General features: G+C 63.2%; 25 protein-coding genes, 1 tRNA gene and 1 pseudogene. 16 read left to right on the top strand and 11 right to left on the bottom strand.

All coding sequences use genetic code 11. The annotated features are described in order from the left end of the window. Positions 1 to 128: 128 nt before the first annotated feature. Both P2T60_RS10640 and P2T60_RS10645 read right to left on the bottom strand, forming a co-directional pair. Positions 129 to 1,025, bottom strand: a complete 897-nt coding sequence (locus tag P2T60_RS10640; protein WP_420028715.1) for a transporter substrate-binding domain-containing protein — start codon at positions 1,023 to 1,025, stop codon at positions 129 to 131. A gap of 97 nt (positions 1,026 to 1,122) precedes the next feature. Then, a complete protein-coding gene (locus P2T60_RS10645) occupies positions 1,123 to 1,599 on the bottom strand; it encodes a COX15/CtaA family protein (RefSeq protein ID WP_276279224.1) in 477 nt (158 codons plus the stop codon). A 553-nt stretch (positions 1,600 to 2,152) separates the two neighbouring features. Here P2T60_RS10645 and P2T60_RS10650 point away from each other — a divergent pair. The 8 genes and pseudogenes from P2T60_RS10650 to P2T60_RS10685 all read left to right on the top strand — a co-directional run bounded on the left by P2T60_RS10650 (position 2,153) and on the right by P2T60_RS10685 (position 10,157). Then, positions 2,153 to 3,271, top strand: coding sequence for a M24 family metallopeptidase (locus P2T60_RS10650; RefSeq protein WP_276279225.1), 1,119 nt, complete (start codon positions 2,153 to 2,155; stop codon positions 3,269 to 3,271). Positions 3,272 to 3,314: 43 nt separating this feature from the next. Next, positions 3,315 to 3,640 (top strand): annotated as a pseudogene (locus P2T60_RS10655) (toxin-antitoxin system TumE family protein). 8 nt (positions 3,641 to 3,648) lie between these two features. Further along, positions 3,649 to 4,053 carry an HVO_A0114 family putative DNA-binding protein gene (locus P2T60_RS10660; protein WP_276279227.1) on the top strand — a complete coding sequence of 135 codons (405 nt, stop codon included), beginning with the start codon at positions 3,649 to 3,651 and terminating at the stop codon, positions 4,051 to 4,053. An 80-nt stretch (positions 4,054 to 4,133) separates the two neighbouring features. Then, positions 4,134 to 6,392 carry an NADP-dependent malic enzyme gene (locus P2T60_RS10665; RefSeq protein WP_276279228.1) on the top strand — a complete coding sequence of 753 codons (2,259 nt, stop codon included), beginning with the start codon at positions 4,134 to 4,136 and terminating at the stop codon, positions 6,390 to 6,392. Positions 6,393 to 6,645: 253 nt separating this feature from the next. Further along, a complete protein-coding gene (locus P2T60_RS10670) occupies positions 6,646 to 8,244 on the top strand; it encodes a methyl-accepting chemotaxis protein (protein ID WP_276279229.1) in 1,599 nt (532 codons plus the stop codon). 109 nt (positions 8,245 to 8,353) lie between these two features. Beyond that, positions 8,354 to 8,698 (top strand): winged helix-turn-helix domain-containing protein, encoded by a 345-nt coding sequence (locus tag P2T60_RS10675; RefSeq protein WP_276279230.1) that lies wholly within the window; start codon positions 8,354 to 8,356, stop codon positions 8,696 to 8,698. 1 nt (position 8,699) lies between these two features. After that, positions 8,700 to 9,020: a DUF7521 family protein gene (locus tag P2T60_RS10680; protein WP_276279231.1), complete on the top strand. Its 321-nt coding sequence runs from the start codon at positions 8,700 to 8,702 to the stop codon at positions 9,018 to 9,020. A gap of 168 nt (positions 9,021 to 9,188) precedes the next feature. Beyond that, positions 9,189 to 10,157, top strand: coding sequence for a succinylglutamate desuccinylase/aspartoacylase family protein (locus tag P2T60_RS10685; protein WP_276279232.1), 969 nt, complete (start codon positions 9,189 to 9,191; stop codon positions 10,155 to 10,157). A 10-nt stretch (positions 10,158 to 10,167) separates the two neighbouring features. Here P2T60_RS10685 and P2T60_RS10690 read toward each other — a convergent pair whose 3' ends face one another. Both P2T60_RS10690 and P2T60_RS10695 read right to left on the bottom strand, forming a co-directional pair. Then, complete coding sequence (locus P2T60_RS10690; protein ID WP_276279233.1) at positions 10,168 to 10,428, bottom strand: DUF8006 family protein; 261 nt, start codon at positions 10,426 to 10,428, stop codon at positions 10,168 to 10,170. A 77-nt stretch (positions 10,429 to 10,505) separates the two neighbouring features. Continuing rightward, positions 10,506 to 10,706: a DUF7996 family protein gene (locus P2T60_RS10695; RefSeq protein ID WP_276279234.1), complete on the bottom strand. Its 201-nt coding sequence runs from the start codon at positions 10,704 to 10,706 to the stop codon at positions 10,506 to 10,508. 182 nt (positions 10,707 to 10,888) lie between these two features. On the opposite strand from P2T60_RS10695, the gene P2T60_RS10700 reads away from it, so the two are divergent. Then, on the top strand, positions 10,889 to 13,609 hold the full coding sequence (locus tag P2T60_RS10700; RefSeq protein WP_276279235.1) for a DUF4350 domain-containing protein: 2,721 nt from the start codon (positions 10,889 to 10,891) through the stop codon (positions 13,607 to 13,609). A 330-nt stretch (positions 13,610 to 13,939) separates the two neighbouring features. Here the strand turns inward: P2T60_RS10700 and P2T60_RS10705 are convergent, their stop codons facing one another. Next, on the bottom strand, positions 13,940 to 15,142 hold the full coding sequence (locus tag P2T60_RS10705; RefSeq protein ID WP_276279237.1) for a hypothetical protein: 1,203 nt from the start codon (positions 15,140 to 15,142) through the stop codon (positions 13,940 to 13,942). A gap of 123 nt (positions 15,143 to 15,265) precedes the next feature. Between P2T60_RS10705 and P2T60_RS10710 the strand changes: the two genes are divergently transcribed. From P2T60_RS10710 to P2T60_RS10720, 3 genes are all read left to right on the top strand, one after another. Beyond that, positions 15,266 to 15,490 (top strand): hypothetical protein, encoded by a 225-nt coding sequence (locus P2T60_RS10710; RefSeq protein ID WP_276279238.1) that lies wholly within the window; start codon positions 15,266 to 15,268, stop codon positions 15,488 to 15,490. 198 nt (positions 15,491 to 15,688) lie between these two features. Then, entirely contained in the window at positions 15,689 to 16,039 is a 351-nt protein-coding gene (locus P2T60_RS10715; protein ID WP_276279239.1) for a VOC family protein, read from the top strand. 523 nt (positions 16,040 to 16,562) lie between these two features. Next, positions 16,563 to 16,925, top strand: coding sequence for a 2Fe-2S iron-sulfur cluster-binding protein (locus P2T60_RS10720; protein ID WP_276279240.1), 363 nt, complete (start codon positions 16,563 to 16,565; stop codon positions 16,923 to 16,925). A gap of 119 nt (positions 16,926 to 17,044) precedes the next feature. Here the strand turns inward: P2T60_RS10720 and P2T60_RS10725 are convergent, their stop codons facing one another. Next, positions 17,045 to 17,818 (bottom strand): HAD-IIA family hydrolase, encoded by a 774-nt coding sequence (locus tag P2T60_RS10725; protein WP_276279241.1) that lies wholly within the window; start codon positions 17,816 to 17,818, stop codon positions 17,045 to 17,047. Positions 17,819 to 18,245: 427 nt separating this feature from the next. Between P2T60_RS10725 and P2T60_RS10730 the strand changes: the two genes are divergently transcribed. Further along, positions 18,246 to 19,274: a DUF7490 domain-containing protein gene (locus P2T60_RS10730; protein ID WP_276279242.1), complete on the top strand. Its 1,029-nt coding sequence runs from the start codon at positions 18,246 to 18,248 to the stop codon at positions 19,272 to 19,274. Then, positions 19,271 to 19,540, top strand: a complete 270-nt coding sequence (locus tag P2T60_RS10735; RefSeq protein ID WP_276279243.1) for a DUF8060 family membrane protein — start codon at positions 19,271 to 19,273, stop codon at positions 19,538 to 19,540. The genes P2T60_RS10730 and P2T60_RS10735 overlap by 4 nt, the downstream gene beginning before the upstream one ends. Before the next feature lie 6 nt (positions 19,541 to 19,546). Here the strand turns inward: P2T60_RS10735 and ppk1 are convergent, their stop codons facing one another. The 4 genes from ppk1 to P2T60_RS10755 form a co-directional block, all read right to left on the bottom strand. Further along, positions 19,547 to 21,763 (bottom strand): polyphosphate kinase 1, encoded by a 2,217-nt coding sequence (gene ppk1, locus P2T60_RS10740; protein ID WP_276279244.1) that lies wholly within the window; start codon positions 21,761 to 21,763, stop codon positions 19,547 to 19,549. A gap of 1 nt (position 21,764) precedes the next feature. Next, entirely contained in the window at positions 21,765 to 22,496 is a 732-nt protein-coding gene (locus tag P2T60_RS10745) for a metallophosphoesterase family protein (protein ID WP_276279245.1), read from the bottom strand. Between the two features lie 223 nt (positions 22,497 to 22,719). Continuing rightward, a tRNA-Ile gene (locus P2T60_RS10750) sits at positions 22,720 to 22,793 on the bottom strand. A gap of 119 nt (positions 22,794 to 22,912) precedes the next feature. After that, positions 22,913 to 23,515, bottom strand: coding sequence for an FxsA family protein (locus tag P2T60_RS10755; RefSeq protein WP_276279246.1), 603 nt, complete (start codon positions 23,513 to 23,515; stop codon positions 22,913 to 22,915). A gap of 627 nt (positions 23,516 to 24,142) precedes the next feature. On the opposite strand from P2T60_RS10755, the gene P2T60_RS10760 reads away from it, so the two are divergent. Further along, on the top strand, positions 24,143 to 24,889 hold the full coding sequence (locus tag P2T60_RS10760; protein ID WP_276279247.1) for a hypothetical protein: 747 nt from the start codon (positions 24,143 to 24,145) through the stop codon (positions 24,887 to 24,889). 21 nt (positions 24,890 to 24,910) lie between these two features. Here the strand turns inward: P2T60_RS10760 and P2T60_RS10765 are convergent, their stop codons facing one another. After that, complete coding sequence (locus tag P2T60_RS10765) at positions 24,911 to 25,315, bottom strand: hypothetical protein (RefSeq protein ID WP_276279248.1); 405 nt, start codon at positions 25,313 to 25,315, stop codon at positions 24,911 to 24,913. A gap of 301 nt (positions 25,316 to 25,616) precedes the next feature. Between P2T60_RS10765 and P2T60_RS10770 the strand changes: the two genes are divergently transcribed. Then, positions 25,617 to 26,354, top strand: coding sequence for a hypothetical protein (locus P2T60_RS10770; RefSeq protein WP_276279249.1), 738 nt, complete (start codon positions 25,617 to 25,619; stop codon positions 26,352 to 26,354). The last annotated feature ends 4 nt before the right edge of the window (positions 26,355 to 26,358 follow it).

Below are 26,358 nucleotides of genomic sequence, written 5' to 3' on the forward strand. Positions count from 1 at the left end.
CATACCTTTGACTCATGTGACTTTACTCTTTTTCATTTGGGCGTATACTGTGAAATCCGTTGACGATTACTCGGATACTGCTCTCGAAACCTCCCGTCCCTTCGGAGAATGCGAAAAAACGGTGAAAATCAGGTGTCGGTCGAGTTGTCCGACGCCGTAGTCGTCGCGTTCCCCCCAGTCGTCGTCCCCGGTTGTCGGGCGCGTTCGAGGATGCTCGCGGGCGGTCGCCCGCTGAAGTACTCCGTGTATATCTCCTCGTACCTACCGCTCCGGATGACGGCGTTCAGCGCCTCGTTGACCTGCTGGCGGAACTCGTCGTCGTTCTGGCGGAAGGCGATGCCGTAGCGTTCGACCGTGAGCGTGAGGTACGGCGGTGCGCTCTCGAACTCTTCGGCGGCCGCACCCTCGCCCTCCAGCAAGACGACGTTCTCGTTGTCCTGCGAGTACTGGACGTTGACCGAGTTGTCGTTGATGACCGCGACAGCCTGATTGTTCAGCAGTGCGCTGAAGGCGCCGGGAATCCGGTCGTAGCTGTCGATGGTGAGGTTCCCGCCGAACTGCTCTTTGAGTTGCTCGGCCGCCGTCTCGCCCGTCGTCCCCTTCTGGACCGCGACCGTCTTGCCTTCGAGGTCCGAGACCTGACCGATGTCGCTCCCCCGTAAGATGGCGACGGTCTGGTACGCGACGAAGTACGGGTCCGAGAAGTCCACCTTCTGGTCGCGCTCCTCGTTTATCGTCATCGCCGACATGATGATGCGGAAGTTCCCGTTGTTCAGACTCGGAATGATGGTGTCGAACCCGGTCTGGACGAACTCGTATTCGAGACCCATCTCCGAGAAGATGGCGTCGGCCAACTCCACGTCGAACCCGGTCAGAGACCCGTCCTGCGTCCGGTACTCGAACGGCTTGTACGGGATGTCCGACCCGATTCGGACGACCCCTTGGTCCTGCGCTCCCGAGACGCCGCCCAGCGCGAGACCGCCGACGATTCCTGCACTCCCCTTGACGAACGACCGCCTGTCGATGTCCATGTGTTCTCCCCCGACGTTACGTCTACGCGATACCACATAATCGTTGGCTCGAAAATCCCAGATTCGGGCGACAGCGCGCCTAAAATCAGCGTCAGTCGTCGCTCGGATAGCCCGCGGTCGCGTCGGCCCCGCGAGCGTCGGGCGCGCCCCCGGTCTCGTAGGACCAGAGTGTCGTCGCCACGAGCGACCCGAAGATAACGAGCGCGGCGGCGTGGTGAGCGACCTGCACGAGCGGAGTGTAGACGAACACCGTCGCGCCGCCGAGGACGATTTGAAGCGGCGTGACCGCCAGCGCAAGGGTGGCCGCGCCCCGGATGCGCTTCTGGGCGGTGTACTTCCACGCACCGGCGGCGGTGCCGATGATGAAAAAGCCGGTTATCATCGCGACGAGTCGGTGGAACCACTCGATGAAACTCGGCCACGTCTGCGGAATCAGGCCGCCGTCGCAGAACGGCCACTGTGCCGAGCAGGACAGCCCTGCGCCCATCGCGGCGGTGTAGACGCCGAGTAGGATGAGCGCGAAGGTGAGGGCGGTGGTCGTGGCCGCGAGGTGACGGAACCGGACCATCAGCGCGCACCTCCCCGCGGGACGGTTCGGAACGTGTGGACTTGCACTGTTGGAACTCCCCTTAGCGGACGTTTCGGCCGGTCGTACTTAGGTCTGTTCGACTGGTTCTCGGACGGACCGACGTAACAGGATATAGATTAACAATTCCTAAACAAATATTTATATGTTCTAAAGGACCCTCTAGGTTGCTTACATCTCTCGGAGTTCTGCCCCGTGAACCGACAAAGACCGGACCGCGACCGCACAGAACGACGACGTGAGGAGAACGGCCAAAGAAGCTAGCTTCGGGCTTGAACCGATGAAGACCGCACAGCACTGCGAACGCTACAGCACCGCAAACCGCACCGCTACCGCGGACTGCACTGCCCCCCGAACCTCCCCGCGAGCGCGAGCGCAGACGCGGCGCGTCCCGTGGTTCGATATTCGGAGCGCGCCCCCTGTTCGTGAGGCAGAGAGTACTCGTGGTCTATCGAGACCCGCGAGACGACTGCTGGCCGACCGAAGACTGGCCGAATCCGTCTCCTTCAAGGCCGTCGCCCACGACCCACCAGACATGACCAAGCAGGAGCGTCTCGACGCCTACCTCGCGGAGAACGACCTCGAAGCCGTCTGGTTCGCGCGACCCAACTCCTTCGCGTGGCTGACCGGCGGGAACAACGTCGTGGACCGCGAGGGCGACGTTGGCGTGGCCGCGGTGGGATACGACGGCGACGGACTCGAAGTCGTGACCAACAACATCGAGGCCGACCGCCTCCGCGACGAGGAGTTGGCCGACGACGTGCCAGTCACCGAGTTCGACTGGTACGACCGGTCGCTGGCCGAGGCGGTCGCCGACCGCACCGCAGACCCCGCCGCGGCCGACTTCGACGTGCCCGGCGCGGAGTCGCTGGACGCTTCGCCACTGCGCCAACCCCTGACCGACGACGACATCGAGCGATACCGCGAACTCGGCCGGGAGACCGCCGAAGCGGTGGAAGCGGTGTGCCGGGAACTCCAACCCGGCGACGTGGAGTCGGAAGTCGCCTCGGCGCTCCGGGTCGCGCTCTCGGCCCGAGGAATCGAGGCACCCGTCGCGCTCGTCGGCGGGAGCGAGCGCGCCCGGAAGTACCGCCACTACACGCCCCGAGACGTGGAACTCGGCGAGTACGCGCTGGTCTCGGTCACGGCCGAGCGCGACGGACTCCACGCCAGCACGACCCGGACCGTCGCGTTCGAGTCCGAGATGGACGACGCAGACCTGAACGAGCTCGGCGAGCGACACCACGCCGCCCGCATCGTGGAGACGACGGCGCTCGGCGCGACCCAAGCCGTCGCGGGACTCTCGGGCGACCCGACCAGCGTCTTTCAGGCGATACAGGCCGCCTACGAACACCTCGGCCACGCCGACGAGTGGGAGCGCCACCATCAGGGCGGCGCGGCCGGGTTCGCGGGCCGGGAGTGGATTGGCGCGCCCGAGATGGACGAGTCGGCCGAAGTCACGACGCCGATGGCCTACGCGTGGAACCCGACGGTTCAGGGTGCCAAGAGCGAGGACACCGTGCTGGTGACGGACGAGGGGTTCGAGGTGCTGACCGACACCGGACGGTGGCCGACGACTGTCGTGGACGCCTACGACTACGACGCCGTGATAGAGCGACCGGACGTGTTGGTGCGGGAAGACGGGGAGGAGTAAGCCGCATCTTTATACGTATGGACCAAATAACATAGGTCGCTGGATGGCGGGCTACACCGTAATCGAAGACTGGCAGTCTGTCGAGGCCGGATACGTGTTGGACGTGACCATTCGGAAAACGGAGGACGATAAGTATCCGAGTGGATGGGACTACAGTCTCCACCTCGGAGAGGTCGGCGGCGACACGGTTCTCCGGTACGACAACGCCCACGAACGGACAAAAGGTCACGAACGGCACACGAGAGGGGAAGTCGAGTACATCGACTTTCCCGGTATGTGGAACTCTACGACCGATTCGAGACCGAAGCCGAGGAAACGACAGCCGATGAGTGGAGTTGGCAAAATCGGTGTAGACCACCACGGAGGTGACATCTACCATGCCCAAACTCAAAATCACCGTCGGCGAACGTGACCGATTGCGAGACCGAACGCGCCGACGTATCGAGGCGGCCGAAGAAGACGTTTCTCTCGATGACGTTCAGCCAGTGCTGAACTTCGAGTCGTACGCCGACCTGAGCAGACTTCTCAGCCAAAAAAATCTGGAGTTGCTCGAAGCTATCGCCGAACACGAACCGGACAGTATCCGTGAGGCGGCGAAGATAGTTAGTAGAGACTACAAGCAGGTTCACCGAAATCTCTCCGAACTCGAAGACATCGGGGTTCTCGAATTCGAGGGAGGAGGCCGCGGGCGTCCGAAAAAGCCAATGCTGGCCTACGACGGGTTAGAAATAGACTTGCCGTTTACCGACTCGGGTGGCGACACCGATGTCGCTACGCCGTAGCCGCTTTCTTTCGTCGTCTGTCGAACCCCGGTTCGACGCGTTCGAGTAGCTTTTTACCCTCGGGGACGGTTGGCCCGACCATGGGATTAGACGAGGACTCCCTCGATTATCATCGGGAAGAGCCGCCGGGGAAAATCGAGATTTCGACGACCAAGCCGACGAACACCCAACGCGACCTGAGTCTGGCGTACTCGCCGGGCGTGGCCGCGCCGTGTCGCGCAATCGACGCGAACCCCGACGACGCCTACAAGTACACCGCGAAGGGGAACCTCGTGGGCGTCGTCTCGAACGGGAGCGCAGTGCTGGGACTGGGCGACATCGGCGCGCAGGCGTCCAAGCCCGTCATGGAGGGCAAGGGCGTCCTCTTCAAGCGGTTCGCCGACATCGACGTGTTCGACATCGAGTTGGACCAAGAGAGCGCCGAGGACCTGATTCGGACGACGAAGGCGATGGAACCCACGTTCGGCGGCATCAACCTCGAAGACATCAAAGCGCCGGAATGCTTCGAAATCGAGGAGACCCTGCGCGAGGAGATGGACATCCCCGTGTTCCACGACGACCAGCACGGCACTGCCATCATCTCCGGGGCGGCCCTGCTCAACGCCACCGAACTCAACGGAAAAGACCTCGAAGACCTCGAAATCGTCTTCTCGGGGGCGGGTGCCTCGGCCATCGCCACCGCGCGGTTCTACGTCTCGCTGGGCGCGCGCAGGGAGAACATCACGATGTGTGACTCCTCGGGCATCATCACCCAGAACCGGGCCGACCACGGTGACGTGAACGAGTACAAAGCCGAGTTCGCCCGCGACGTTCCCGAGGGCGAACTCGCCGACGCGATGGAGGGCGCGGACGTGTTCGTCGGTCTCTCGGTCGCTGGCATCGTCTCCCAAGAGATGGTCCGGTCGATGGCCGACGACCCAATCATCTTCGCCATGGCGAACCCCGACCCCGAAATCGGCTACGAGGAGGCCAAGGACGCCCGCGACGACACGGTTATCATGGCGACGGGGCGGTCGGACTACCCCAACATGGTCAACAACGTCCTCGGGTTCCCGTTCATCTTCCGGGGTGCCCTCGACGTACGCGCGACCGAAATCAACGAGGAGATGAAGATTGCCGCCGCCCAAGCCCTCGCAGACCTCGCAAAGCAGGACGTGCCCGACGCCGTGGTGAAAGCCTACGGCGACCAACCGCTCCAGTTCGGCCCGGAGTACATCATCCCTAAGCCACTCGACCCGCGGGTCCTCTTCCAAGTCGCGCCCGCCGTCGCCGACGCCGCGATGGAGTCGGGCGTCGCCCGGAGCGAGTTGGACACCGAGTCGTACGTCGAGACGCTCGAAGCGCGCCTCGGCAAGTCCCGCGAGATGATGCGCGTGGTCCTCAACAAGGCCAAGTCCGACCCCAAGCGGGTGGCGCTGGCGGAAGGCGACGACGAGAAGATGATTCGCGCCGCGTACCAGATGCAGGAGGAGGGAATCGCCAACCCCGTCCTCATCGGCGACGGCGAGGCTATCGAGGCCACCGCCGCGGACCTCGGACTCGACTTCGACCCGGACATCGCCGACCCAGCGAACGGCGACTACGACGAGTACGGTCGCCGCCTCTACCAACTCCGGCGGCGCAAGGGCATCACCGAGAGCGAGGCCGAGGACCTCGTTCGCAAGGACAGCAACTACTTCGGGAGCGTGATGGTCGAACAGGGCGACGCCGACGCGATGCTCACGGGCCTGACCCACCACTACCCGTCGGCGCTCCGTCCGCCGCTACAGGTCATCGGCACCGACGAGGACGCCGACTACGCCGCCGGGGTGTACATGCTGACGTTCAAGAACCGAGTCGTCTTCTGCGCCGACGCCACCGTCAATCAGGACCCCGACGAGGACGTGCTGGCCGAAATCACCCGCCACACTGCGGAACTCGCCCGCCGGTTCAACGTCGAACCGCGAGCGGCGATGCTGTCGTACTCGAACTTCGGGAGCGTGGACAACGAGGGGACTCGAAAGCCCCGGAACGCGGCCGAGCAACTCCGCGCGGACCCCGACGTGGACTTCCCGGTGGACGGCGAGATGCAGGCCGACACCGCCGTCGTGGAGGACATCCTCAACGGTACCTACGAGTTCTCGGAACTCGACGACCCCGCGAACCTGCTGGTGTTCCCGAACCTCGAAGCGGGCAACATCGGCTACAAACTCCTCCAGCGACTCGGCGGCGCGGACGCCATCGGCCCGATGCTGGTCGGCATGGACAAGCCAGTCCACGTCATCCAGCGCGGCGACGAGGTGAAAGACATCGTAAACCTCGCGGGCGTCGCTGTAGTTGACGCACAGAAGAACGAGTAGAACCGCGAGCGAAGCGTCTCGGAAATCTGAGCGGGCTTTTTTGGAGGAGGTTTTTTGCGCGAGTGGTGTCCCGAGCGAGTGAAACGAGCGAGGAGACACATAGAAAACCATCCGTTCGGGGTATCGTAATATGTTCACAGACGATAATTCCCGAAAGATATATGTTAGAATACCATAATAACTTGCGTGTGGGCTAAATAAACTGGAGGAAACGACTATGAAATTTACTCGGGTTTTACTCAGCGGAACCGATATGGAACCGACGGACGACGACGCGGCCCGACTCGGCTCGGATACTTCGACCGAGGACGCCGTAGATGTCGAGACCGAGGTGTTACTTCAGAACATCTTGGATGGTCTCGAAGCCGCGACTCTCGTCGTAGACGCTGACGGCGACGTTACTCATCTCAATCGACAGGCACTCGCTCTCTTCGACACGACGCAAGAGGACGCAGTTGGCCGGACGCCGGACGAGTTACGAGGCGACGGTGGGCAAAGCCCCCGACTGGTGGAGGAGGCTCTAGAGACCGGAGAGGAAATCCAACAACGACAGGAGACTCTCGAAGTCGGTGGGGAGACTATCGTCATCAGCCGAAGCATCGTCCCGTTCGTAACCGACGAGGGAGAGGTTACGGGCGGTCTCGAAATCGACCGCGACGTGACGGCACGAATCGAGGAAGAGCGGCGAAAAGAAAAGCTAAACGACTACCAGCAACGCGTTCTCACGGACCTCCAGACGAAGTTGGACGCGCTCGCGGACGGCGACTTGACTATCGACCCGTCGGTTCCGGAACCCGACGCCGACTTCGCCGAGATGCAGGAGACCCACGCGGAGTTCACTGCGATGAATCGGTCGCTCGAACGGGCGGTCGAGAACATCCAGACGGTAGTCGAGGATTTGACGGCGCTAGCGGACGAACTCGCGGCGTCGAGCGAGCAACTCAGCGGGTCGAGCGAAGAGGTGACGAGTTCCATCGAGCAAATCGAAGCCTCCGGTCAAGAGATTACCCGCGGCGTCGAGGACCTCGCCAACAAAACCGAGCGCGCGGAGTCGAACGTCACCGACCTGAGTGCGTCGATAGAGGAAGTCACGAGCGCGGCCCAACAGATAGACGCCCAGTCCGACCGGACAGCAGAACTGGCGTCGGAAGGCAACCGGAGCGTCTCACAGGCAGTCGAGAAAATCAGAGACGCAACCGCGTCTGCCGACCAAATCGAGACCGACATCGAAGCCCTCCAAGAGAGCATGGAGGACGTGAGTCGGATTACGGAGGTAATCGCGGACATCGCGGACCAGACGAATCTGTTAGCACTGAACGCCAACATCGAAGCGGCACGGGCCGACGAAGACGGCGACGGATTCGCCGTCGTAGCGAGCGAAATCAAGAACCTCGCCGAGGAGTCCCAAGAATCGACCGACGAAATCACTGCGATAATCGAGACGGCCCGCTCGCAGACCGAGACCGTCGTCACGAGTATCGAGGAAATGAACGCGAACGTGGCGGACGGAGCCAACGCGGTCGAAGATGTCGTGACCACGCTCGGCGACATCGAGGCAACCGCCGAACAGACCAGCGAAGGGGTGGCGGAAGTCAGCGATGCCGTCGAAGACCAAGCCCAGAACGCCGAGGAGGTCAGCGTCGTAGTCGAGGACACCGCAGAGTTGAGCCAACGAATCACGGCCTCGATTCAGGAAGTCTCCGCCGGAGTCCAGCAACAGGCCACGGCGATGGACCAAGTTGCGGACTCCGCAGAGGCCCTGAGCGCAATGGCCGACGACCTCTACGAGAGCATCGACCGATTCAAAACGAGTTCGGACGAAACTGCCGACATCAAGGATACAGTGAATTGAATCGAGCGTCGAGCAGGTAGCGCCTCTGAGAGGCTCCTACAACGCCGAACTTCACGCGCTGAAGTTGTCGATACCCTTTTATCCCGTTTGCATAATTACATAGATAACTGTGAGTGAGGACTGTGATGTCGAGGATATTGCGGCGCTCCTCGAGGACGAGACTGTCCGGACCATCCTCACCGAAACGAGTATCGAACCCATGTCAGCGAACGCACTGAGCGAGCGATGCGGGGCATCGGAACCGACAATTTACCGTCGGTTGAAGGACCTGCGCGCGTACGACCTCATCGAAGAACAGACCCGACCGGACCCGACCGGGGGCCACCACTACAAGGTGTACTCGCCGCGACTCCGGCGCGTAACCGTCGAACTGGAGGACGGGTCACTCACAGTCGAACTGAAACGCGAGGAGGACATCGCCGACAGATTCACCGACCTCGTCGAGGGGATGTGACATGACGGCGTTACAACTCGCGCCAGCGGACATCCCCAACTGGGTGCGGATACTGTCGCAAATCCTAAGCATCGCCACGGCGCTGGTGGGTCTCCTCATCGCGTATCAGGCCTACCGGGGCTATCGTCGGAACGACAGCAGACCGATGCTGTTCATCGCAATCGGGTTCACGCTCACCGTCGGACTCCCGTTCGTGATGGTGATTCCGGCGCTCGTTCTCTCCCAGAGTGCGTTCGCGGCGACGGCCATCGCCCTCCTCTCGGACCTGAGTACGCTGGTGGGACTCGGGTGCATCCTCTACGCGCTCCGGATGCCCGGCTAAGCCGAGACACGTAATTCGCTGTCTTTCGCAATTCTAAACACTCCTTTGGAAATTCTATTTAATTCTATACCGTCGTATTTCCGTACACTCCGGAGCCACCGGCGGCCGTCCGACTCGTCTGACGGCCGCCGGGAGTAGCTTCAACTGTCCCGCCCGAGAGAAACGCACATGGAACATCGTTCGGAGCGCGTCACGCTCGCGCGCCTCCCCTCGGGCGTCGAAATCGAGACGACCGTTCACACCTACGACGGTCGGGCCGACGGCCCGACCGTCTACGTACAGGCCGCTCAACACGGCCGCGAGATAAACGGGACCGAGACCCTGCGGCGGGTCCACGACCGACTCGCGGGCGACGACCCGGACCTCGCGGGCCGGGTCGTCGTCGTGCCGGTTGCCGACCCGCTCACGTTCGACCGTGTGTCGTACACGACGCCCGAGCAGTTAGACAGCGTGAACCCCAACATGAACCGGGTGTGGCCCGGCGACTCCGACGGCACCCTCCACGAACGGATGGCCGCCACGCTCTGGGAGTACGTCGAGGACGCCGACGCGGTTATCGACCTCCACACCGGGAGCGCCGACATGCTCCCGCACGTCGTCTTCATGGAGGGCCACGACGAGTCGCGCGCCCTCGCCGAAGCGTTCGGCACGGGTCTCCTGCTCTCGGAGGAGGCGGGCGAGGACGCCGACGCCGAGTGGGACGCGCGGGACTTCGGCGGGAAGTTGCGGGTCGCGGCCACGCGGAAGGGCATCCCGACAATCACGCCCGAACTCGCGCACAACAAGCGACTCGCCGAGGACGCCATCGAGACCGGCGTCGAAGGGACTCTCGACGCCCTCCGGCATCTCGGACTGCTCGCGGGCGACCCGAGCGACCGCGACCCGACGCTGGCGCGCAACCACCTCGGTCGGGTCACGGCCGACGAGTCCGGACTATTCCGCGCGGACCCCGACCGGGAAGTGGGTCAGCGCGTCGAACCCGGCGAGCGAGTCGGCACGCTCTACGACCCGACGACCTACGAGACGCTACAGGAGGTCGAGACCGACCGCGGCGGAGTCCTCTACTCGCTGACGCGGGAAGCGACCGTAACTGGCGGCGAAAAACTGCTGAGTGTCGCGCTCGTGCGTGAGTCGTAAGTTTCTGCTCCTATCGGCGCGCCGTGATGTACAGAAGCGGCGCGACGACCAGCAGGGCGATGCCGAGGAACTTGTAGTGTAGCGGTGCCAGACTCGCCGGTGTCAGGATGAACACCAGTCCGAACGTGATGGCGTTCAGCGACAACACCTTCCGAGAGCCGAGCGGGATTGCCGCCAGCACCGACAGAACGAACAGCAACAACAACGCCTGCCCGACGTTGTAGTTGATGAGGAAGTCGTCGATGAGGGGCAGTGGCACGAACTCTATCATCGTTACCCAAAAGTCGCCTCGAAATACCCTTTAAAGTTCCGCTATGGCGCTATGCCGGGGTCGTTCGCTCGCCGAGTTCATCCGCTCGCTCCTTGGAGGTCCAGCGGACGCACCCAGACGTACCAGACGACCAGTACCGCGGTGAGGTAGCCGCTCACCCACACCGCGGTTCCGAGCGACTCGTAGCCAGCGGTGGTCAGCACGTACTTGAGGAATCCCGGAACCGTGACGCCGAGCGCGAGCGCCAGACCGAATCGGGCTTTCTCGCCGAGACCCATCAGCGACCACCGCCGTTCCGTGGGGACATGCCCGGTAGTAGGCACTCGACCAAGGTCAAACGCTCGGTTCGGGTCGGCCGACACCTCTCTGCAATCCGACTCTTTATACCTACACCTAGAGATATAGTTGCAATATTCACAAATTACATGGTTTTATATGTGAAGAGAAGGTGGTTCTCCACATGCGTAGACGTACCTTCCTGTCAGCACTCGCAACCGCGGCGGGCAGTTCGGCCGCAGGCATCGAACTCACCGGTCGCGTCCGCGCGGCGACCGGCCAGATACCCGAACTGGAAACGTACTCCACGTCGAGTCTGGTGAACTACAACTACGGACCGCTCACGAACGACTCCTACGTCGCGGTGTGGGCAGAGGACACCGCCACGAACGGTGACGCCGACAGTAGCGCCGACGCCGTGACCTACGGCGAGAACACCCCGATTCCGGTCGTCGCCACCGACTGGAACGTCGTCGGGTTCGGGTCGATGCTCGTCACGGACTCGGACACCAACTGGCAGAAGGGCAACGAGGAGTTCGTCCTCAACGTCTGGGACGACGCCCTCGGCGGGTCGGGGACCGTCCTCTGGGACGAAGGTCACGGCCAGTACTACACCCGCTCGAAGTTCTCGAAGTTCGCGTCCTACGCCGAGAACAACGGCTACACCGTGAACGCGACCACTTCGCTCACCTCGGACCTCTCGGGGGCCGACGCCGCGGTCATCACCTCGCCGAGTACGGCGTTCACTCAGTCGGAGCTGAACGCCCTCGGCGACTTCGTGTCCAACGGCGGTTGGTTGTTCCTCCACGACCAGTCGGACTACGGCAACTACGACCAGACGGCCAACCTCAACGACATCGCAGGCTACCTCGAACTCGCGTTCCGGTTCAACGACGACCAAGTGACCGACGACTTCCGGAACGCGGGCGAACCCTACCAACCGGTTACGACCCAATTCAACACCGCGTTCGACTACTTCGGCGACCGGGACGGACTCGGACTCGACCCGAACAAGACCTACACCGTGCCGGTCAAAGAGGTCATCGACGGCGACACGGTGAAAGTGACGTTCGACGACGGTACCACCGAGAACATCCGCATCCTCGGCACCGACACGCCCGAGAAGGAGGTCAACGACCAGTACGAGCGCATCCAAGAGTGGGAGGGCATCGAGTCCAACACCTACCTCGAAAGCAAGGCCGCCGACGCCACCGACTTCGGCAAGAGCGAACTCGGCGGCAAGACGGTGGACCTCGTGTTCGACGACAACGAACCCGTCCGGGACGCCTTCGGCCGGGTGCTTGGCTACCTCTACTACGACAAGTCCGGCGACGGCACGCGGAACGCCAACTACAACCACCAACTCGTCAAGCAGGGCCACGCACGCGTCTACGACTCGTCGTTCTCGAAGCACTCGGCGTTCATCGACTCCGAGGAGACCGCGAGGGCGAACGGGACGCAGGTGTGGGCTGAGAGCGACCCCGCAAACTCCAGCGAGATTCGGGACAATCCCGTGGACGACCTCTTCTTCCCGAAGACCGCGAGCGTCCGGACCGCGACCGGCGGGGTGTCGGACTCGCGGGTCCCGGTGTACGCCGAGACGACCGCGACCCAGAACTTGGACGGCGGTTACAGTTACGGCGGCGACATCCCGCTGGTGGCCGTGGACGAGAGCGCCAACGTCGCAGTCGTCGGCGGTCCCTTCATCGACGAGGGCTACGAGAAGAACGAGGGCTACAGCACCGACACGTCGAGTTACGGCAACTACCCGTTCCTGACGAACCTCGTGGACTACCTCGCCGACACCTCGGGCGACGTTCTCATCGACGGCGGTCACGGGCAGTTCGGCGCGGACTACGGTCTCTCGGCCGAGGACGCGGCCTACTACATGCGTTACCTCGAAGGACAGGACATCGCGTTCGAGGGCATCAACGACTTCACCAGCGCGAACCTCGACGGCGCGCGCGCAGTCGTCGTCACGACGCCGCCCGAGTCGTTCACCCAGACCGAAATCGACAACCTGAACACCTTCGTCTCGAACGGCGGCGCTGTCGTCCTGATGGGAAGCGGCAAGACTACCCCCGAGGCGCGCGGAAACATCAACTCCCTCGCCAGCGGACTCGGCACCGACCTCCGGGTCAACGCCGACCAAGTGACCGACGACACCAACAGCGTGGCTACCAGTTCGGAGGTGCCCGAGACGACGGCCTTCGACTCGTCGTTCCCGCTGTTCGACGCCTACACGCCCGGAACGTCGTCCGGATACTCGGTCTCCATCCCGACCATCAGCGAGGACGGCTCGACGCTCAACGACGAGTACGTGGACGTGAAAAACGGTGGGTCGAGTAGCCTCGACCTGACCGGATGGACGCTCGAAGACGAGGCCGGAAACAGCTACCAGTTCCCCGACGGCTTCTCGCTGGCGGCGGGCGACACTGTGCGCGTCCACACCGGAAGCGGCACCGACTCCTCGACGGACCTCTACTGGGGCCGTGGCTCGGCGGTGTGGAACAACAGCGGCGACACGGCGTACGTCTACGACGACGCCAACAACCTCGCCACGGAGCAGACGTACCCGACCAACGACTCCGACAGCAAAATCGCCGTCAAGACAGTCAACGAGGACGGTTCGACGCTCAACGACGAGTACGTGGACTTCGAGAACACCGGGTCCAGCGGCGAGGACCTGACCGGGTGGACCGTCGAGGACGAGGCCGGAAACAGCTACCAGTTCCCCGACGGCTTCTCGCTCGGCGCGGCGGACGTGGTGCGGCTCCACTCGGGCGACGGCACCGACTCGGCCACCGACCTCTACTGGGGCGGGTCGTACATCTGGAACAACGGCGGCGACACGGTGTACCTCTACGACGACACCGGAAGCCTGCACACGGATTACAGCTACTGAAACCCCGGTTCGTCGCGTTTTACTTTTCTTCGGCTACGGCATCGAAACGCGGGAAAGGGGAAAGAGGGAACCGAGGGGGAGAAACGACGCGGCAACGACTGTTTGCTGACTGGTTGTGGCGTGCGGGGGCGTAGATGACAGGTGCCATGCCGATGTCGAGTTGCGGCGCGACAGGTATCGCACGCCACGTTTCGGTCGTCCCGGCCGGAGATGAAAAGCCTCGCTAATTGCCGACTATAGCTCTCCGTATCTATATACTCCGCTCCCGAACGACGACCTCCGAACGCCGCTTCGGTCACGAACGCCGCCCGCGCCGCGCGCGGGCGGCGACTACCCGTCTTCGGGGCCGGTCAGAACCAGCGGGCAGTTCACCAGCGCGCCCGCGGCCCGAAGGCCGCCGAGTTGGTCGTTCACGGTCCCGTCGGGCGCGGCGGTCGCCAGTCGCTCGCGCCGGAACGCGGCGATAACCTCCTGATGGCTGGTCAGTCGGCGTCGCCGTCCGGCGTCGATAGCCTCGGCGGTCCACTCGACGGGATGCACGTCCCACAACGGACTGTAGAACAGGGCGTCACAGTCCTCGCGGAAACTCGGGTCGCCGCAGGTCTGTTGTTCGGCGACGACGTTCAGCGGACTCCCCTCGCCAGCGACCGCAGAGCGCAACCCCTGTCGGTCGGGGTCGTCGGCACCCATCGGGCCGTTCACGACGGGGATAATCGGCTCGCGCGCGGACGTGGCCGTCGTGCGGTCGCCCGCTGACGGGGCCGCGTTGAGCGCGGGCGCGTACGTGGCGGCTTCGAGCGCGGCGAGTTCGGGCGAGGAGGCCTCGGTGCTGGCGTACAACACACGCTGGCCCTCGTAGAACCCGGCGGTCAACCGCATCGTCACCTCCATCCCGTCGCGGTCGATTTCGACGATTGCGTCGTGTTCGCCCGAGTCGTTGGCGACGTGCGGGGCGTTGTACACCGTGCCGCGCCGGGTGACGAAAAGCGGGGTGTAGCGCTCGCCGCGCGCGCCGGGGTTGGTGCCGCCGCCGAGCGGGAACCCCTCCGGGCCGGGGACGACCTGACGCTCCAGCGCGAAGTTCGGCGTCGCGGTGAACGTCACCCCGGCGCTCTCGCGATTCCGCGCTCGGGGTTGCCTGCCGCTGGCGCGCTGGACCGCGTTGGTGTCGAGCGCGTTGGCGAGTTTGGGCGACCAGTTGAGACCGCGGTCGGTGGCGACTCGAAGGCTGGTCGTCTCGAAGACGACGTAGTGGACCGTCCCCGTGGGTGCTTGGCCGCTGTAGAGCGGGAGCGTGACGGTGCCGTTCTCGGCGTCCACGTCGATGGCGCTCGGGAGTCGCGGTGGGATGGCGACCTCCCGTCGGTCTTGGCCGTCCTGCCCGTCCCGCGCGTCCCGTCGGCGGGTGCGACCCGCCGTCCCGTCCCGCTGGCGGGGTCGCGCGCCCGCGAGCCCGACCGCGCCGACCGCTACCCCGGTGCTGAGAAGCGCGCGCCGCGTCACTCCGGCCGGTCCTGAGCCGTCGGAAGTCATGGGTGGTCTCGACGGCGAGAGGGTCCGGACTTGCATAAGACGCGCCGACCGTTCATCCGAGTCCGCCCGCGGAACGCTCCCGTTGTCGGCCGGAAACGCGGATTGCCAGCGCGGAATCAGCGCTTGGCCGGGGTCGCTCTTGACCCGAACGCGCTCGGTGAGACGTTCCACGAGGACGCGCTCGGCCGACCAACCGCCAGCGAACGCTCGGCCGACCAACCGCCAGCGAACGCTCGGCCGACCAACTGCCGGGGTGGGATGAAGGGGCCGCCCGCTCGCGTTCATCTTGGTCGCCTCAGCGACCCCTATCTGAGACGAACCGAAGGTGAGTCGAAGATATGTCGCTGAGCGACCGCGAGCGGGCGGGGGCTTTCTGGGACTTCTTGGTACCATTCCGGCGGTTGCTACACTGTTGTAGAGCGGGGGATTTTCCGAGCGTTCGTCACCACGATTCCGGCGGTCACGATACCGAGTGAGCGAGAACGTCCGAGGACGAAACACGCTAGCAGAAAAACCGTTTTACCCGCCGACCCCGACGCCTCGCGTGTGAGCGCAATCACCTTCTTCGCCACGACCGACTTGGAGCGAATCGTCGGCTTCTACGCCGAAACCGTCGGTGCGGACGTGTGGCTCGAACAAACCGACTGCACGATTCTGAAGTACGACAACCAACTGCTCGGGTTCTGCGAGCGCGAGACGGCCGACACCGAGGGCATCGTCACGTTCGTCTACCCCGACCGCGAGGGCGTGGACGCGATGTACGAGACGGTGGCCGACCACGCCCGCGACGAACCCCACGAGAACGAGACCTACGACATCTACCAGTTCTTCGCCGAGGACCCCGACGGCCGAACGGTAGAGTTCCAGACGTTCCTCCATCCGACGGACGAAGTATAGTTGTCTTTTAGCAATATATCTGTTTTTTAGAGACCTATTTTTGTTTCTTAGAGAATTTGCTGTCGTGCCGTCGGGCCGTGACAGACGCGGTAGGAGCCACTTTCGACGGGGACGACCAGCGGACACAGAACCGCGAGGCGAGCAGAGGGAACGACGAAAGAGACTGGCGACCGACGCGAGAAATCGGAACGACACGGGGGAGACGACCGACGCGAGAAATCGGAACGACACGAGAGGTGACAGAGGACCACGAGCGAGCTAGCTTCAGGCTCGAACCTATCAGACCGCGACCGCACCGCTACCGCGGACCACACGCCTCCCCAACCGACTCGCTCACTCGCGCCGTCGGCGCTCGTTCGCTCGTCCCTCGCGCGACGATGGCGCGACACGCTCCGCGGTCGCGCCAGCGCGCGCCGGGTCGTCAGTCCCGCCCGGCGCGTCCGCGGTCAAGTTCCGAACCGAGCGCGTCCACGTTCCCGACGAATGCTAACTTCTAACAACCTGTCCGTCGTACGTCGGTGCCATGCCGACGATTCACTTCCGGGGGAACGAAATCGAGTGCGAGGACGGCGAGGTGCTTCGGGACGCACTGCTCGACGCGGACCTGTCGCCGCACAACGGCGCGTCGGAGTACCTCAACTGCCGGGGTCACGCGACCTGTGGCACCTGTGCGGTCGAGGTCCGCGGCGGCGTGAGCGGGATGGCCGACGACGAGCGCAGGCGCCTCTCGCTTCCGCCCCACGACGAGGACTCGGGCCTCCGACTCGCGTGCCAGACCCGCGTGCGGGGCGACGTAGAGGTAGTGAAACACCCCGGCTTTTGGGGCCAGAAGGTCGAACGCGGCGAACGAGACGAGCGCATGGAGTCGGTCGCGCCGGACGAGTGAGACACAGAGAAGTTACCTTACTTTTGGGAGTACCGCCACGTGACCACGACGCCGTACACGTACAACTACACGAGCTACAAGTCTATCGAGACGTAATCGGAGCTCCCGACCCCGCCGACCTATAACAGCGACTCCACGTCGGCCACCGAGTCTACCACGTAGTCCGGAACCACCTCCGAAACCTCCGCGTCCCCGCGCGTGGTCACGCCCGAGAGCGCGAGCGCGGTCGTCATGCCCGCGCGCTCGCCCATGAGAACGTCGGTGTCGAGTCTGTCGCCGACGACCAGAATCTCCGCGCCGGTTCCCGTCACGCGTGATTCGACGGCTTCGGCGGCGGTCGTGGCGGGTTTGCCGAGCATCGCGTCGGGGTCGCGGTCCGCGGCCTCGGCGACGGCGGCGACGATGGCACCCGACCCCGGAACCGGGCGGTCGGCCGCGGGAATCGTCCGGTCCGGGTCGGTGGCGACGAACGCCGCGCCCTCCAGCGCCCAGAGCGCCTCGCGGAGTCGGTCGTAGGTGAACTCCCGGTCGATGGAGGCGACGACCACCTCGGCGGCGTCGGGGTCGGCGACCAGCGGAACCCCGCGGTCGGCAAGCATCGCGCGCAGGCCCGCCTCGCCGAGCAGGTACGTCGCGCTGTCGGGGTACTCCGCGGCCACGTAGTCGGCCGTGAGCGCCCCCGAGGTCAGCACCTCGTCGGGACCGACCGCGAACCCGAGGTCCGCGAGCCAATCGGCGTAGTCGGCCGGAGTCCGCGTCGGGTTGTTCGAGAGCATCAGCACGTCGAGTCCGCGCTCGCGGAGGCGGTCCACCGCCGCGACCGCGCCGGGGATGGTCTCGTCGCCGCGGACGAGGGTGCCGTCCACGTCGAGGACGACGCTCCGGACCGTCATCGGTCGCTCGCCTCCGCCGGGCGCGCCGAGTCTGGAGTGTCTACGTGCATGGAGAGAGGTTCGGACTCCGGGGCCAAGGGTCTGTCTGCACCGTCGGACCCCGGAACGCGCTCGGTGTCACAGTCCACGGGACGCGCGCGACGCCACAGTCCACGGGACGCGCCGCGGGCGCGCAGAACTGCGCGCCCGCGGCGGGGAGGGACGGGGCGCGGTTGCGGTGCGGTCCTGAGTGGCGTCGGCAATCGACCGCTGTGCGGTGGCGGTTGCGGTGCGGTCGCAGTGTCGCACGAAACGGTCACGTGCGGTCCGACTGGTTCGAGCAGTAACCGACGACTCACCGAACGACTCCCGCCGACGCACCCGACCCCGATTTTTCGGCCTCGCGCACACCACAAAACACTTTATACCAACCCGTGAGCCTCCGAATATGAACCGCGAGACGATACTGGCGGGTGCAATCGCCCTCGTCGTCGCGGTGTCCGTCCTCGCCGTCGCCGTGGTCCCCGGCGCGATAGCCGACGCCGACACCGAACGCGACCCGGTTCGGCCCGGCCACCTCGACATCCAAGAGGTGTCCATCGCACCCGGCCCGGTGTCGGGCGGCACCGCGACCCTACAGGTCGATACCCGCCTCGCACACTCCAGAGGTCGCTCCGAGAACGTCTCCGTCCTCGTCCGGGCGGTCCACCTCGAATCCGGACTGGTCGAGACGACGAAACAGACCCCGGTTTCGACCATCTCGGGCGAGCGCGAAGTCTCGGTCCTCCAGAACGTCTCGGTCGAGCGGTCGGGCGGTTATCGCGTCGAGACCATCGTCTACCGCGACGACGAGCGAATCGCCGAGGGGAGCAAGGAGGTCCGCGGCGTCGGCACCCTGACGCCGGAGTACGCCCGGACCAGCGTCCGGTTCCACTGGCAGGGCGGCGACGGCCTGCCGCCGATAGAGTACACCGTCGCGGACGCCGCGGACAATCGGACGACCCTCGACGTTTCGACGTTCCTCACCAACGAAGGAGACGCCGCTTCCAAGGAGTTACGAGTCGTGTTCACCGCGCGGCAGGCCGACTCGAACATCGTCGCCGACCGCGCGTCGGTCGAAGTCGGCACCGTCCGACCCGGCCGGACCGCCACCCCGAGCGTCGAACTCGCCGTGCCCGACGGCTACAACTACTACCTCGACGCGGTGCTGTGGAAGGACGGCGTTATCGTCGGCACGGCCCGGAGCGTAGCGAACCTGAACCCGACCGAAACTGTCGAAGCCAACGAGACGGTCCGCGAAGTCGGTCTGGAAGTCGGCGACTTCGACGGCGACCGACAGGACGAGAAGAGACGCGACTACGAGGAGACGGTCACCGAGAGCGCGGCGGCAGACGGCGGCGTGCCCGGATTCGGCGTCGGCGCGGCAACCGCGGCGCTGGTCGGCGCGCTACTGCTCGCGCGGAGGAGGAACTCATGAGCGAAGCCAACACCGACACCGAGATACCAGAGGAATCGACCACCGACTTCGAACTCCGGACGAACCTCTACCGGGCGGCGCTGGCGCTGTTCGTCCTGCTGGCCGTGGTCGCGGTGATTCAACTCTACGCCAGCGTGAACGCCACCATCAACACGTTCATCACCCACGAGTACCGGCCGCTGTTCCGCGCGGCGTTCAATCTGGTCGTGCTGTTGGTCGCGGGACTCGGCATCTCGTGGAGCGTCCGGGAGTTGGTTGGGGAGTAGGCCGCGCTACCGCGACCCGTCGCGCTGGCGTAGCGTCTCCTCGGCCTCGCGCATGAAGATTTCTTGGGCGTTCCTGACTTCCTCGCCCTCCGCGGGCCGAATCCGGTCGTAACTCCCGTCGGCGTTCATCGCCCACCGGTTCCGGTTGTCCGAGAGAATCGTCGCCAGCACGCAGTCCAGACGCTCGCGCAGTCGCGGGTCCTCGATTGGCGTCACGGCCTCGACCCGGTTGTCCAGATTCCGGGTCATCCAGTCGGCCGACCCGACGTAGTAGCCGGGGTCGTCGTTCTCGAAGTGGTAGATGCGGGAGTGTTCGAGGAACCGGCCGACGACGCTGTACACGTCGATGTTCTCGCTGACGCCCTCCAAACCGGGCCGGAGACGACAGATGTCTCGGACCACGAGGTGGATGTCCACCCCGGCCATCGACGCCTCGTAGAGTTCCGCGACGATTTCGGGGTCCTCCAGTCGGTTCATCTTGGCGACGATGCGGGCGTCCTCGCCCCTGCGGGCGCACTCGGCCTCGTTGCGAATCTTCTCCACGAACCGCTCGCGCATGTTACCGGGCGCGACCAGCAACTCGCGGTACTGCTCGTGGAGCGAGTGACCCGTGAAGTAGTTGAACAGTTTCACAAGGTCTTGGCCTACGTCGCGGTCCGCGGTCAGCAGACCGAGGTCCTCGTACTTCTTGGCGGTCTCGGAGTGGTAGTTACCCGTGCCGACGTGGGAGTACAACTGGACGCCCTCGCCCTCGTCGCGGACGACCAGCGAGGTCTTTGTGTGGGTCTTGTAGCCGATGGTGCCGTAGGCGACGTGGATGCCCTCGGCCTCCAGTTTCTTGGCCCACTCCAGATTGTTCTCCTCGTCGAACCGGGCCTTGAGTTCGACCATCACCGCGACCTGCTTGCCGTTCCGGGCCGCCTCGATGAGGGTCTCGACCACCTTCGAGTCGCTGGCGGTCCGGTAGATGGCCGCCTTGATAGCCAGCACGTCGGGGTCGTGGGCCGCGGCGTCGAGGAACTGCTGGACCGTCCCGGTGAACGAGTGGTAGGGGTGGTGGACCAGCACGTCGTCGTCGCGGATTTCGGCGAAGATGTCGCCGCCGTCGGCGCTCGCGCCCGCGTCGGCGAGTCTCGGGTGCGGTTTGGGCGACCAGCTATCGAGTTTGAGTTCGGGTCGGTCGAGGTCCAGAAGCGAGTCGAAGTCCCGGAACGCCAGCGGTCCCCGGCGCTCGAACACCTCGCGGTCGCCCACGCCGAGTTTGTCGGCGAGGATTTCCCGGACCTTCGGATGGGCGTCGTCCTCGATTTCGAGTCGGACGACCGTGGCGAATCGCCGTTCCTCCAGCACCTCCTCTATCATCTCGATGAGGTCCTCGGCCACCTCCTCGTCGCGGCCGACTTCGGCGTTTCGCGTCACCCGGAACGTCGAGTAGTCCACGATTTCGACGTTCGGAAACAGCAGGTCGAGGTTGTCGGCGATAACGTCCTCCAGCAGGACGAACCGGTCTTCCCGTCCGCTCGCGGCGGCGTCCCCGTCGGGGTCGCCGCCGACGCGGACGAGTCGCGGGCGGTTCTGCGGGACCTTCACTCGCGAGAAGGTGAGGTCGTCGTCCGGGTCTTCGCGGGTCAACACCCCGAGCGAGAGGCTGAGGTTCGAGATGTGCGGGAAGGGGTGTGCGGGGTCGAACGTCAGCGGCGTCAGCGTCGGCAGGACTGAACTTTCGAAGTACCCTCTGAGGTCGCGGCGCTCGCCCGCCGAGAGGTCGTCGTAGTCCAGAATCCGAATTCCGGCGTCGGCGAGCGCGGGCCGAACGGTCTCGTGGTAGCAGTCGGTCTGGCGCTCGAACATCGGCCGAGCGGTCTCGTGAATCGCCTCCCACTGCTCGCGCGGGGTGCGACCGTCGGGCGTTCGCTCGCTGACCCCGGCCGCAATCTGCTGTTTCAGGCCGCCGACCCGCTTGCGGAAGAACTCGTCCATGTTGGTCGTGAAGATGGCGAGGAACTTCACGCGCTCCAACAGGGGGTTGCGCTCGTCGGTCGCCTCCGCGAGGACGCGCTTCTGGAACTCCAGTTCGCCGAGTTCCCGGTTGAGGTAGTACCGAGGGTCGTCGCGGTCGAAGTCGGATTCGGGGGTCTCGGCGTCGGTCGTCTCGGTCTCGACTCGCTCCGACTCGATTCGCTCGGCGTCGGCGTCGTCCGCTCGCGGTCGCTCGCTCGACATCCTACTCGAACACCGACTTCTCGCCGTCGAGTCGGACGATTTTGTCCGCGCTCCGCTCGACGTAGGTCTCCTCGGCCGACACCGCGACGAACTCCTCGGCGCGCCAGTCGTAAGCGGTCAGCGCGCCGCCGTGGACGCACCCGGTGTCGAGGGCGACTCCGCCGTCGGCGTCGTGGGGTCGCTCGTGGACGGTGTGGCCCGAGAAGACGGTCGTCGCGCCGTCGTACTCGTCGTACCAGAGCGGTCCCTCGTACTCCTCGTCGGCGTGGGGTGCGCGCATGTTGAGCAGGTCGTTCACGCTGTGGTCGGCGAGTTCGCGCCGGGGGTCCACGCCGCCGTGGACGACCAGTGCGCCCTCCCACGAGAGGGCGACGGGGAGCGACCGGACGAACTCGGCGTTCGCCTCCGAGAGGTCGAGGTCTGTCTCTCCCCGGAGAATCTTCGCCTCGTTGTTCCCCCGGATGCTCACCAAGTTGGGTCGCGTGCGCACGAGGTCCAGCACGCCCTCGGTGTCGGGACCCTTGCGAACGAGGTCCCCGACGAAGGCCACGAAGTCGTCGCCGGTCACGTCGAGGCGGTCGAGGAGCGTTTCGAGTTCGGCTCGACAGCCGTGTACGTCGCCGACGACGTAGATGTCGTCCCATTCCTCGGCGTCGATTCGCTCGTGGGGGACGCACTCGGCGAAGGCGGAGTCGGTCACGGTGTCGCGTCGCTCTCCCAGTGTGACAGCCATTACGATGTGATAAGGCCCGAGACGGTATTAAACGAGTGCTATGATGGATATATAGGGGTTTTGAGCGAGGGGTAGAAAAATCGGAGTCGCCCCCGACACGCTCAGTCGGGAGTCGTACTCTCCGGTGTCCACGCTCGGAACGGACGCTATCGACGGGGAACGACCGAACCCGAAGTGTAAGAACCAGTCGAGACTAGAGGCAACGAGAGAAACGTAAAGGAAGTGGGCCAACGCGGATTTGAACCGCGAACCTCCCGGTTATCAGCCGAGCGCTCAACCTGATTGAGCTATTGGCCCGAGCGCATTCACTGCTTGCGCCCTTGAATGTTTAAGCGTTTCCTTTCACTCCGAGTTCGGTACGCCCTCACGGAGTTTGTCGGCGAAATCGCTCGGTTGCCACGCCTCGTCTGCGCCGACTACTTCTCGTCCTCGCGGTCCTCGAACTCGATGTCGTAGGCGTCGTCGTCCACGCGGTAGGTGTCGTCGTCGGACTGGCCGCTCGCGGTCGAACCGCTCGCTCCGCCCGCGCTTGCGCCGCCTGTACCCGCGCCGCTTGCGCCCGCGCCGGTGCCGGTTCCGCTGGCGCTCACGTCCTCGGCGTTCGGGAACCCGAAGGTGTAGACGTTGCCGGAGGCGAACCCGCCGGTCTTCTTCTCGAGGTAGGGCTTGACGACCCACTTCTGAACCGCCTCGCGCACGAGGATGCGCGAGGGCGGGAACGCCAGCAGAAAGCCCACGGTGTCGGTGACGAGACCCGGCGTGAGCAAGAACGCGCCCGCCGCGATGAGCAGGGCACCGTCGGTCAGTTCGTCGGCCGGGACCTCGCCCTTTTCGAGGGTCCCCTGAAGTCGCCGGATGGTGTGACGGCCCTCCGCGCGGACGAACAGCGTCCCGACCAGCGCGGTCAGGACCACCAGCGCGACCGTGAGGACGGCCCCGAGTTGCGTCGCCACGTAGACGAGGAACAGCGCGTCTACGAGCGGAATCAGCAGGAGTCCGATTAGTGCGCGTTTGAGCATCGGTTCTGTCTTGGCCGTGAGTAGTCGCTCGCGCGGTAAAACGCTTTAGGTGGGTTCTGGTACAGGAGATTTTGAGTTGGAAGTTTTTGGTCGTGACGCTTTGTCGTTTTCGGGAATCACCATTACCGTCCGCTGGCGTTGAAACTCCGTGGCGTGATAGTTCATCAATACTGTTGTCGTACTACGCTAGGTCCGTCTCACAATGTATCCATTCCCACTAGTAGTCTGTTTATTCGATACTTATTACCCATACAGCAACAAACTTTATTATATATTTATATATTAGAAAATTTTATTTTATAACCACTTAAGTTTAGCAGTATACCTGAGCAATCAAGGCGCGAACTGCTGAAAGCTGTATCGGGAATTGGAATCGGCGCTACGGCGAGTAGTGCTTTTACAGGAACCGTCTCTGCCGCTGAAACGTTGCCGAACGATGTCTGGACGTACGATTTGGGCTGTGATCAAGATTCGAACTGTCCGGGTACGGTAACATCTGGTGAGTTCACAATTCGTGATGACGATAAATTCACAACTGTCGGTAGTTACGGTCTCAACTGGTACGGTACTGCGTACGGTGATGTTCTAGGTTGGGCGCACGGTCTCGGATTTGGAGGTGGATGTGAGGTGAAAGATAACGACACTTACGACGGACTTCCATCGAACCTCCGTGGTCAACGATACAGCATCCATGTTCCAAATCCCACAAACCAAGACAGTATCCTAAAAGATACCTCTAACCATCTCCACGGGGTTCATCCATCACCAACCGATGACGACATGAACTGGTCGAAAACCATTTTAGAGGCGAGCGTCATGAGCGCGATGAGTCAGATCGACTTCGGGATCCCCATAAGTACTCTAGTAAACTCGATGGCAGAATACGACGGGTTTGACTTCAATCAGCACGACGTAGGCTACGGATATCAGCACACTTCTGACTCGTATCCGGTAGAGTTCTGGGATGAATGTGCTCATTCTGATGCGGTGATCTACTCTAGCGGCGATAACCTACTTGAAACGGTCACACTAAAACACGGCTACTTAGAACATATCCATTTGACAGGGACCACAGTCTGGGAGGAAAAAGAGTACACAGTCTCTGGATTCGAATCTAACGTAAGCTCTTCCTCAACCGATCTCACAGTTAATAGTTCAAATGTCGAGCGACCAGATAGTAGACCGTCTAGCGGTCACCCTGAAGAGATGACACCCGAGGAACGGAGACAGTGGGGTGTGAAATCGGTGAAAGGAAAAGGTCTTACGAGAGAGGTTAATGGGCAGGTAGAGGAGATCACACACATTCTGACAAAGAATCCGTTCACGGTCATTGACGAACGGCGAACATCTGAAGAAGTCGAAATCGAAAACTGAGTATCTTTTAATTTTTACCTTTCATTGACCACAGCTTATATCTGTACTTTGAAGAATCGTCGGCTTGTCGGCTAATTCGTATTCAATATATATTTCTGGACAGACTTTCTGTGAACTGTAATCTTGTAGTTCTTCACGGAGCGTATATCCGGCAACAGAGCCATGAATTGCGATAACTTTCTCCTTTTTTGGTGGTTCTACTCTGATAGTTTCCTTTGATTTTGCTTTTAATCTATGTGACGACCATTCTTGGCGTCCTTCAGTAGTTTCAAGTGCAAACCTATATGTGTGTTTTTTATCTTGGCCATTTACGAGAATAATAGTTAAGTTGGCTATATCTGAGGATGGACTATCAAACTGGGAACATCCTGAAAATAGTGGCAATGTACTGCTGGCGAGTAGAACATCTCGTCGGCTAAGTGGCATAGAAATTCAAGTAACCTTGCGAAGAATAAAAGTTTCGGTAGTCAAAAGCCGACAGAAAATGATCTATTTTACATAAATGTGGGGGCCAGACTATGGTGTTGTAGATTATGTGAACACAACAAACGGAACGGTGAATCCTTCTTTCTCTCACAGCGGTTTAATCCACTCAGCGTCAACTGGCGGGTTATAGCCTCAAGTACATCCACGGCCGTTGGTCGGCCGTGACGCGACCGGTGGATGAGAGGCCGGAGCGCCAACCGTTTCGAACGTGTTATGGGGTTTCCTACCAGTCTGGCGTCACATGTGGGTTTCGCCGAAGACGTTGCTCTTGCTCTGTTGCCTGCTGACCGCCAGCGTCGTCGGGGGAGCGACGCCCCGAGAGACGGCCGCGAGGGACAAATTTCCGAGCGAGTGTCTCGACGCCCCCGAAGTCCGGCCGGGCGAGACGGTGGGGCAGGTCAACTCTGCGATGGACATCGACGTGTTCCAAATCCCGGTGACGAAAGGCGACGTAATCGAGGTGAACGCGACGGTCAGCGCCGAGAACGCGACGGTCAAAATCGACCACGAGGCCGCCTTCTCCGACGCGGTGGTAGACGTGAAGAATCCCTCGAACGACTCGCTGACCGACTCCCCGTGGAGCAACTGGGTGGAACTCGACCACGCCGGAGGGTCGTGGAACGTCGTCGTGGAGAAGTCCGGATTCTTCTGCGTGGAACTCTCGCGGGAGTTGGACGCCAACACGTCCGCGGAGACCCCCTACGACTGGTCGTACGCCTACGAGAAGCGAGCGAGAGGGACGAACCGGTCGGTTCCGGCGAACCGGACCGCCACCGCCGGACCCGGCGGCGTCGTGGACGCCGACGGCGACGGCGTTCCCGACGACGAGGACTGGGCACCGCGGAATCCCGGCATCCAGAACCGGAGCGACGTGTACACGACCGAACGGAGTACCGGCGTGCCGGGATTCACTCCGGCCGTGACCCTCGCCGCGTTCACGGCGGCTCTGGTCGTCGGCGTCGTCCGCGGGCGCTGGTGAGTGC

It is taken from the genome of Halorussus caseinilyticus (assembly GCF_029338395.1).
Taxonomy (GTDB): Archaea; Halobacteriota; Halobacteria; order Halobacteriales; family Haladaptataceae; genus Halorussus; species Halorussus caseinilyticus.

Bases quoted from the DNA above. Each gene is read 5' to 3' on its own strand.
- P2T60_RS10645 (WP_276279224.1), bottom strand. From the start codon at position 1,599: ATGGTCCGGTTCCGTCACCTCGCGGCCACGACCACCGCCCTCACCTTC.
- P2T60_RS10650 (WP_276279225.1), top strand. From the start codon at position 2,153: ATGACCAAGCAGGAGCGTCTCGACGCCTACCTCGCGGAGAACGACCTC.
- P2T60_RS10660 (WP_276279227.1), top strand. From the start codon at position 3,649: ATGCCCAAACTCAAAATCACCGTCGGCGAACGTGACCGATTGCGAGAC.
- P2T60_RS10665 (WP_276279228.1), top strand. From the start codon at position 4,134: ATGGGATTAGACGAGGACTCCCTCGATTATCATCGGGAAGAGCCGCCG.
- P2T60_RS10670 (WP_276279229.1), top strand. From the start codon at position 6,646: ATGGAACCGACGGACGACGACGCGGCCCGACTCGGCTCGGATACTTCG.
- P2T60_RS10680 (WP_276279231.1), top strand. From the start codon at position 8,700: ATGACGGCGTTACAACTCGCGCCAGCGGACATCCCCAACTGGGTGCGG.
- P2T60_RS10685 (WP_276279232.1), top strand. From the start codon at position 9,189: ATGGAACATCGTTCGGAGCGCGTCACGCTCGCGCGCCTCCCCTCGGGC.
- P2T60_RS10690 (WP_276279233.1), bottom strand. From the start codon at position 10,428: ATGATAGAGTTCGTGCCACTGCCCCTCATCGACGACTTCCTCATCAAC.
- P2T60_RS10695 (WP_276279234.1), bottom strand. From the start codon at position 10,706: ATGGGTCTCGGCGAGAAAGCCCGATTCGGTCTGGCGCTCGCGCTCGGC.
- P2T60_RS10700 (WP_276279235.1), top strand. From the start codon at position 10,889: ATGCGTAGACGTACCTTCCTGTCAGCACTCGCAACCGCGGCGGGCAGT.
- P2T60_RS10705 (WP_276279237.1), bottom strand. From the start codon at position 15,142: ATGACTTCCGACGGCTCAGGACCGGCCGGAGTGACGCGGCGCGCGCTT.
- P2T60_RS10720 (WP_276279240.1), top strand. From the start codon at position 16,563: ATGCCGACGATTCACTTCCGGGGGAACGAAATCGAGTGCGAGGACGGC.
- P2T60_RS10725 (WP_276279241.1), bottom strand. From the start codon at position 17,818: ATGACGGTCCGGAGCGTCGTCCTCGACGTGGACGGCACCCTCGTCCGC.
- P2T60_RS10730 (WP_276279242.1), top strand. From the start codon at position 18,246: ATGAACCGCGAGACGATACTGGCGGGTGCAATCGCCCTCGTCGTCGCG.
- P2T60_RS10735 (WP_276279243.1), top strand. From the start codon at position 19,271: ATGAGCGAAGCCAACACCGACACCGAGATACCAGAGGAATCGACCACC.
- ppk1 (WP_276279244.1), bottom strand. From the start codon at position 21,763: ATGTCGAGCGAGCGACCGCGAGCGGACGACGCCGACGCCGAGCGAATC.
- P2T60_RS10745 (WP_276279245.1), bottom strand. From the start codon at position 22,496: ATGGCTGTCACACTGGGAGAGCGACGCGACACCGTGACCGACTCCGCC.
- P2T60_RS10755 (WP_276279246.1), bottom strand. From the start codon at position 23,515: ATGCTCAAACGCGCACTAATCGGACTCCTGCTGATTCCGCTCGTAGAC.
- P2T60_RS10765 (WP_276279248.1), bottom strand. From the start codon at position 25,315: ATGCCACTTAGCCGACGAGATGTTCTACTCGCCAGCAGTACATTGCCA.
- P2T60_RS10770 (WP_276279249.1), top strand. From the start codon at position 25,617: ATGTGGGTTTCGCCGAAGACGTTGCTCTTGCTCTGTTGCCTGCTGACC.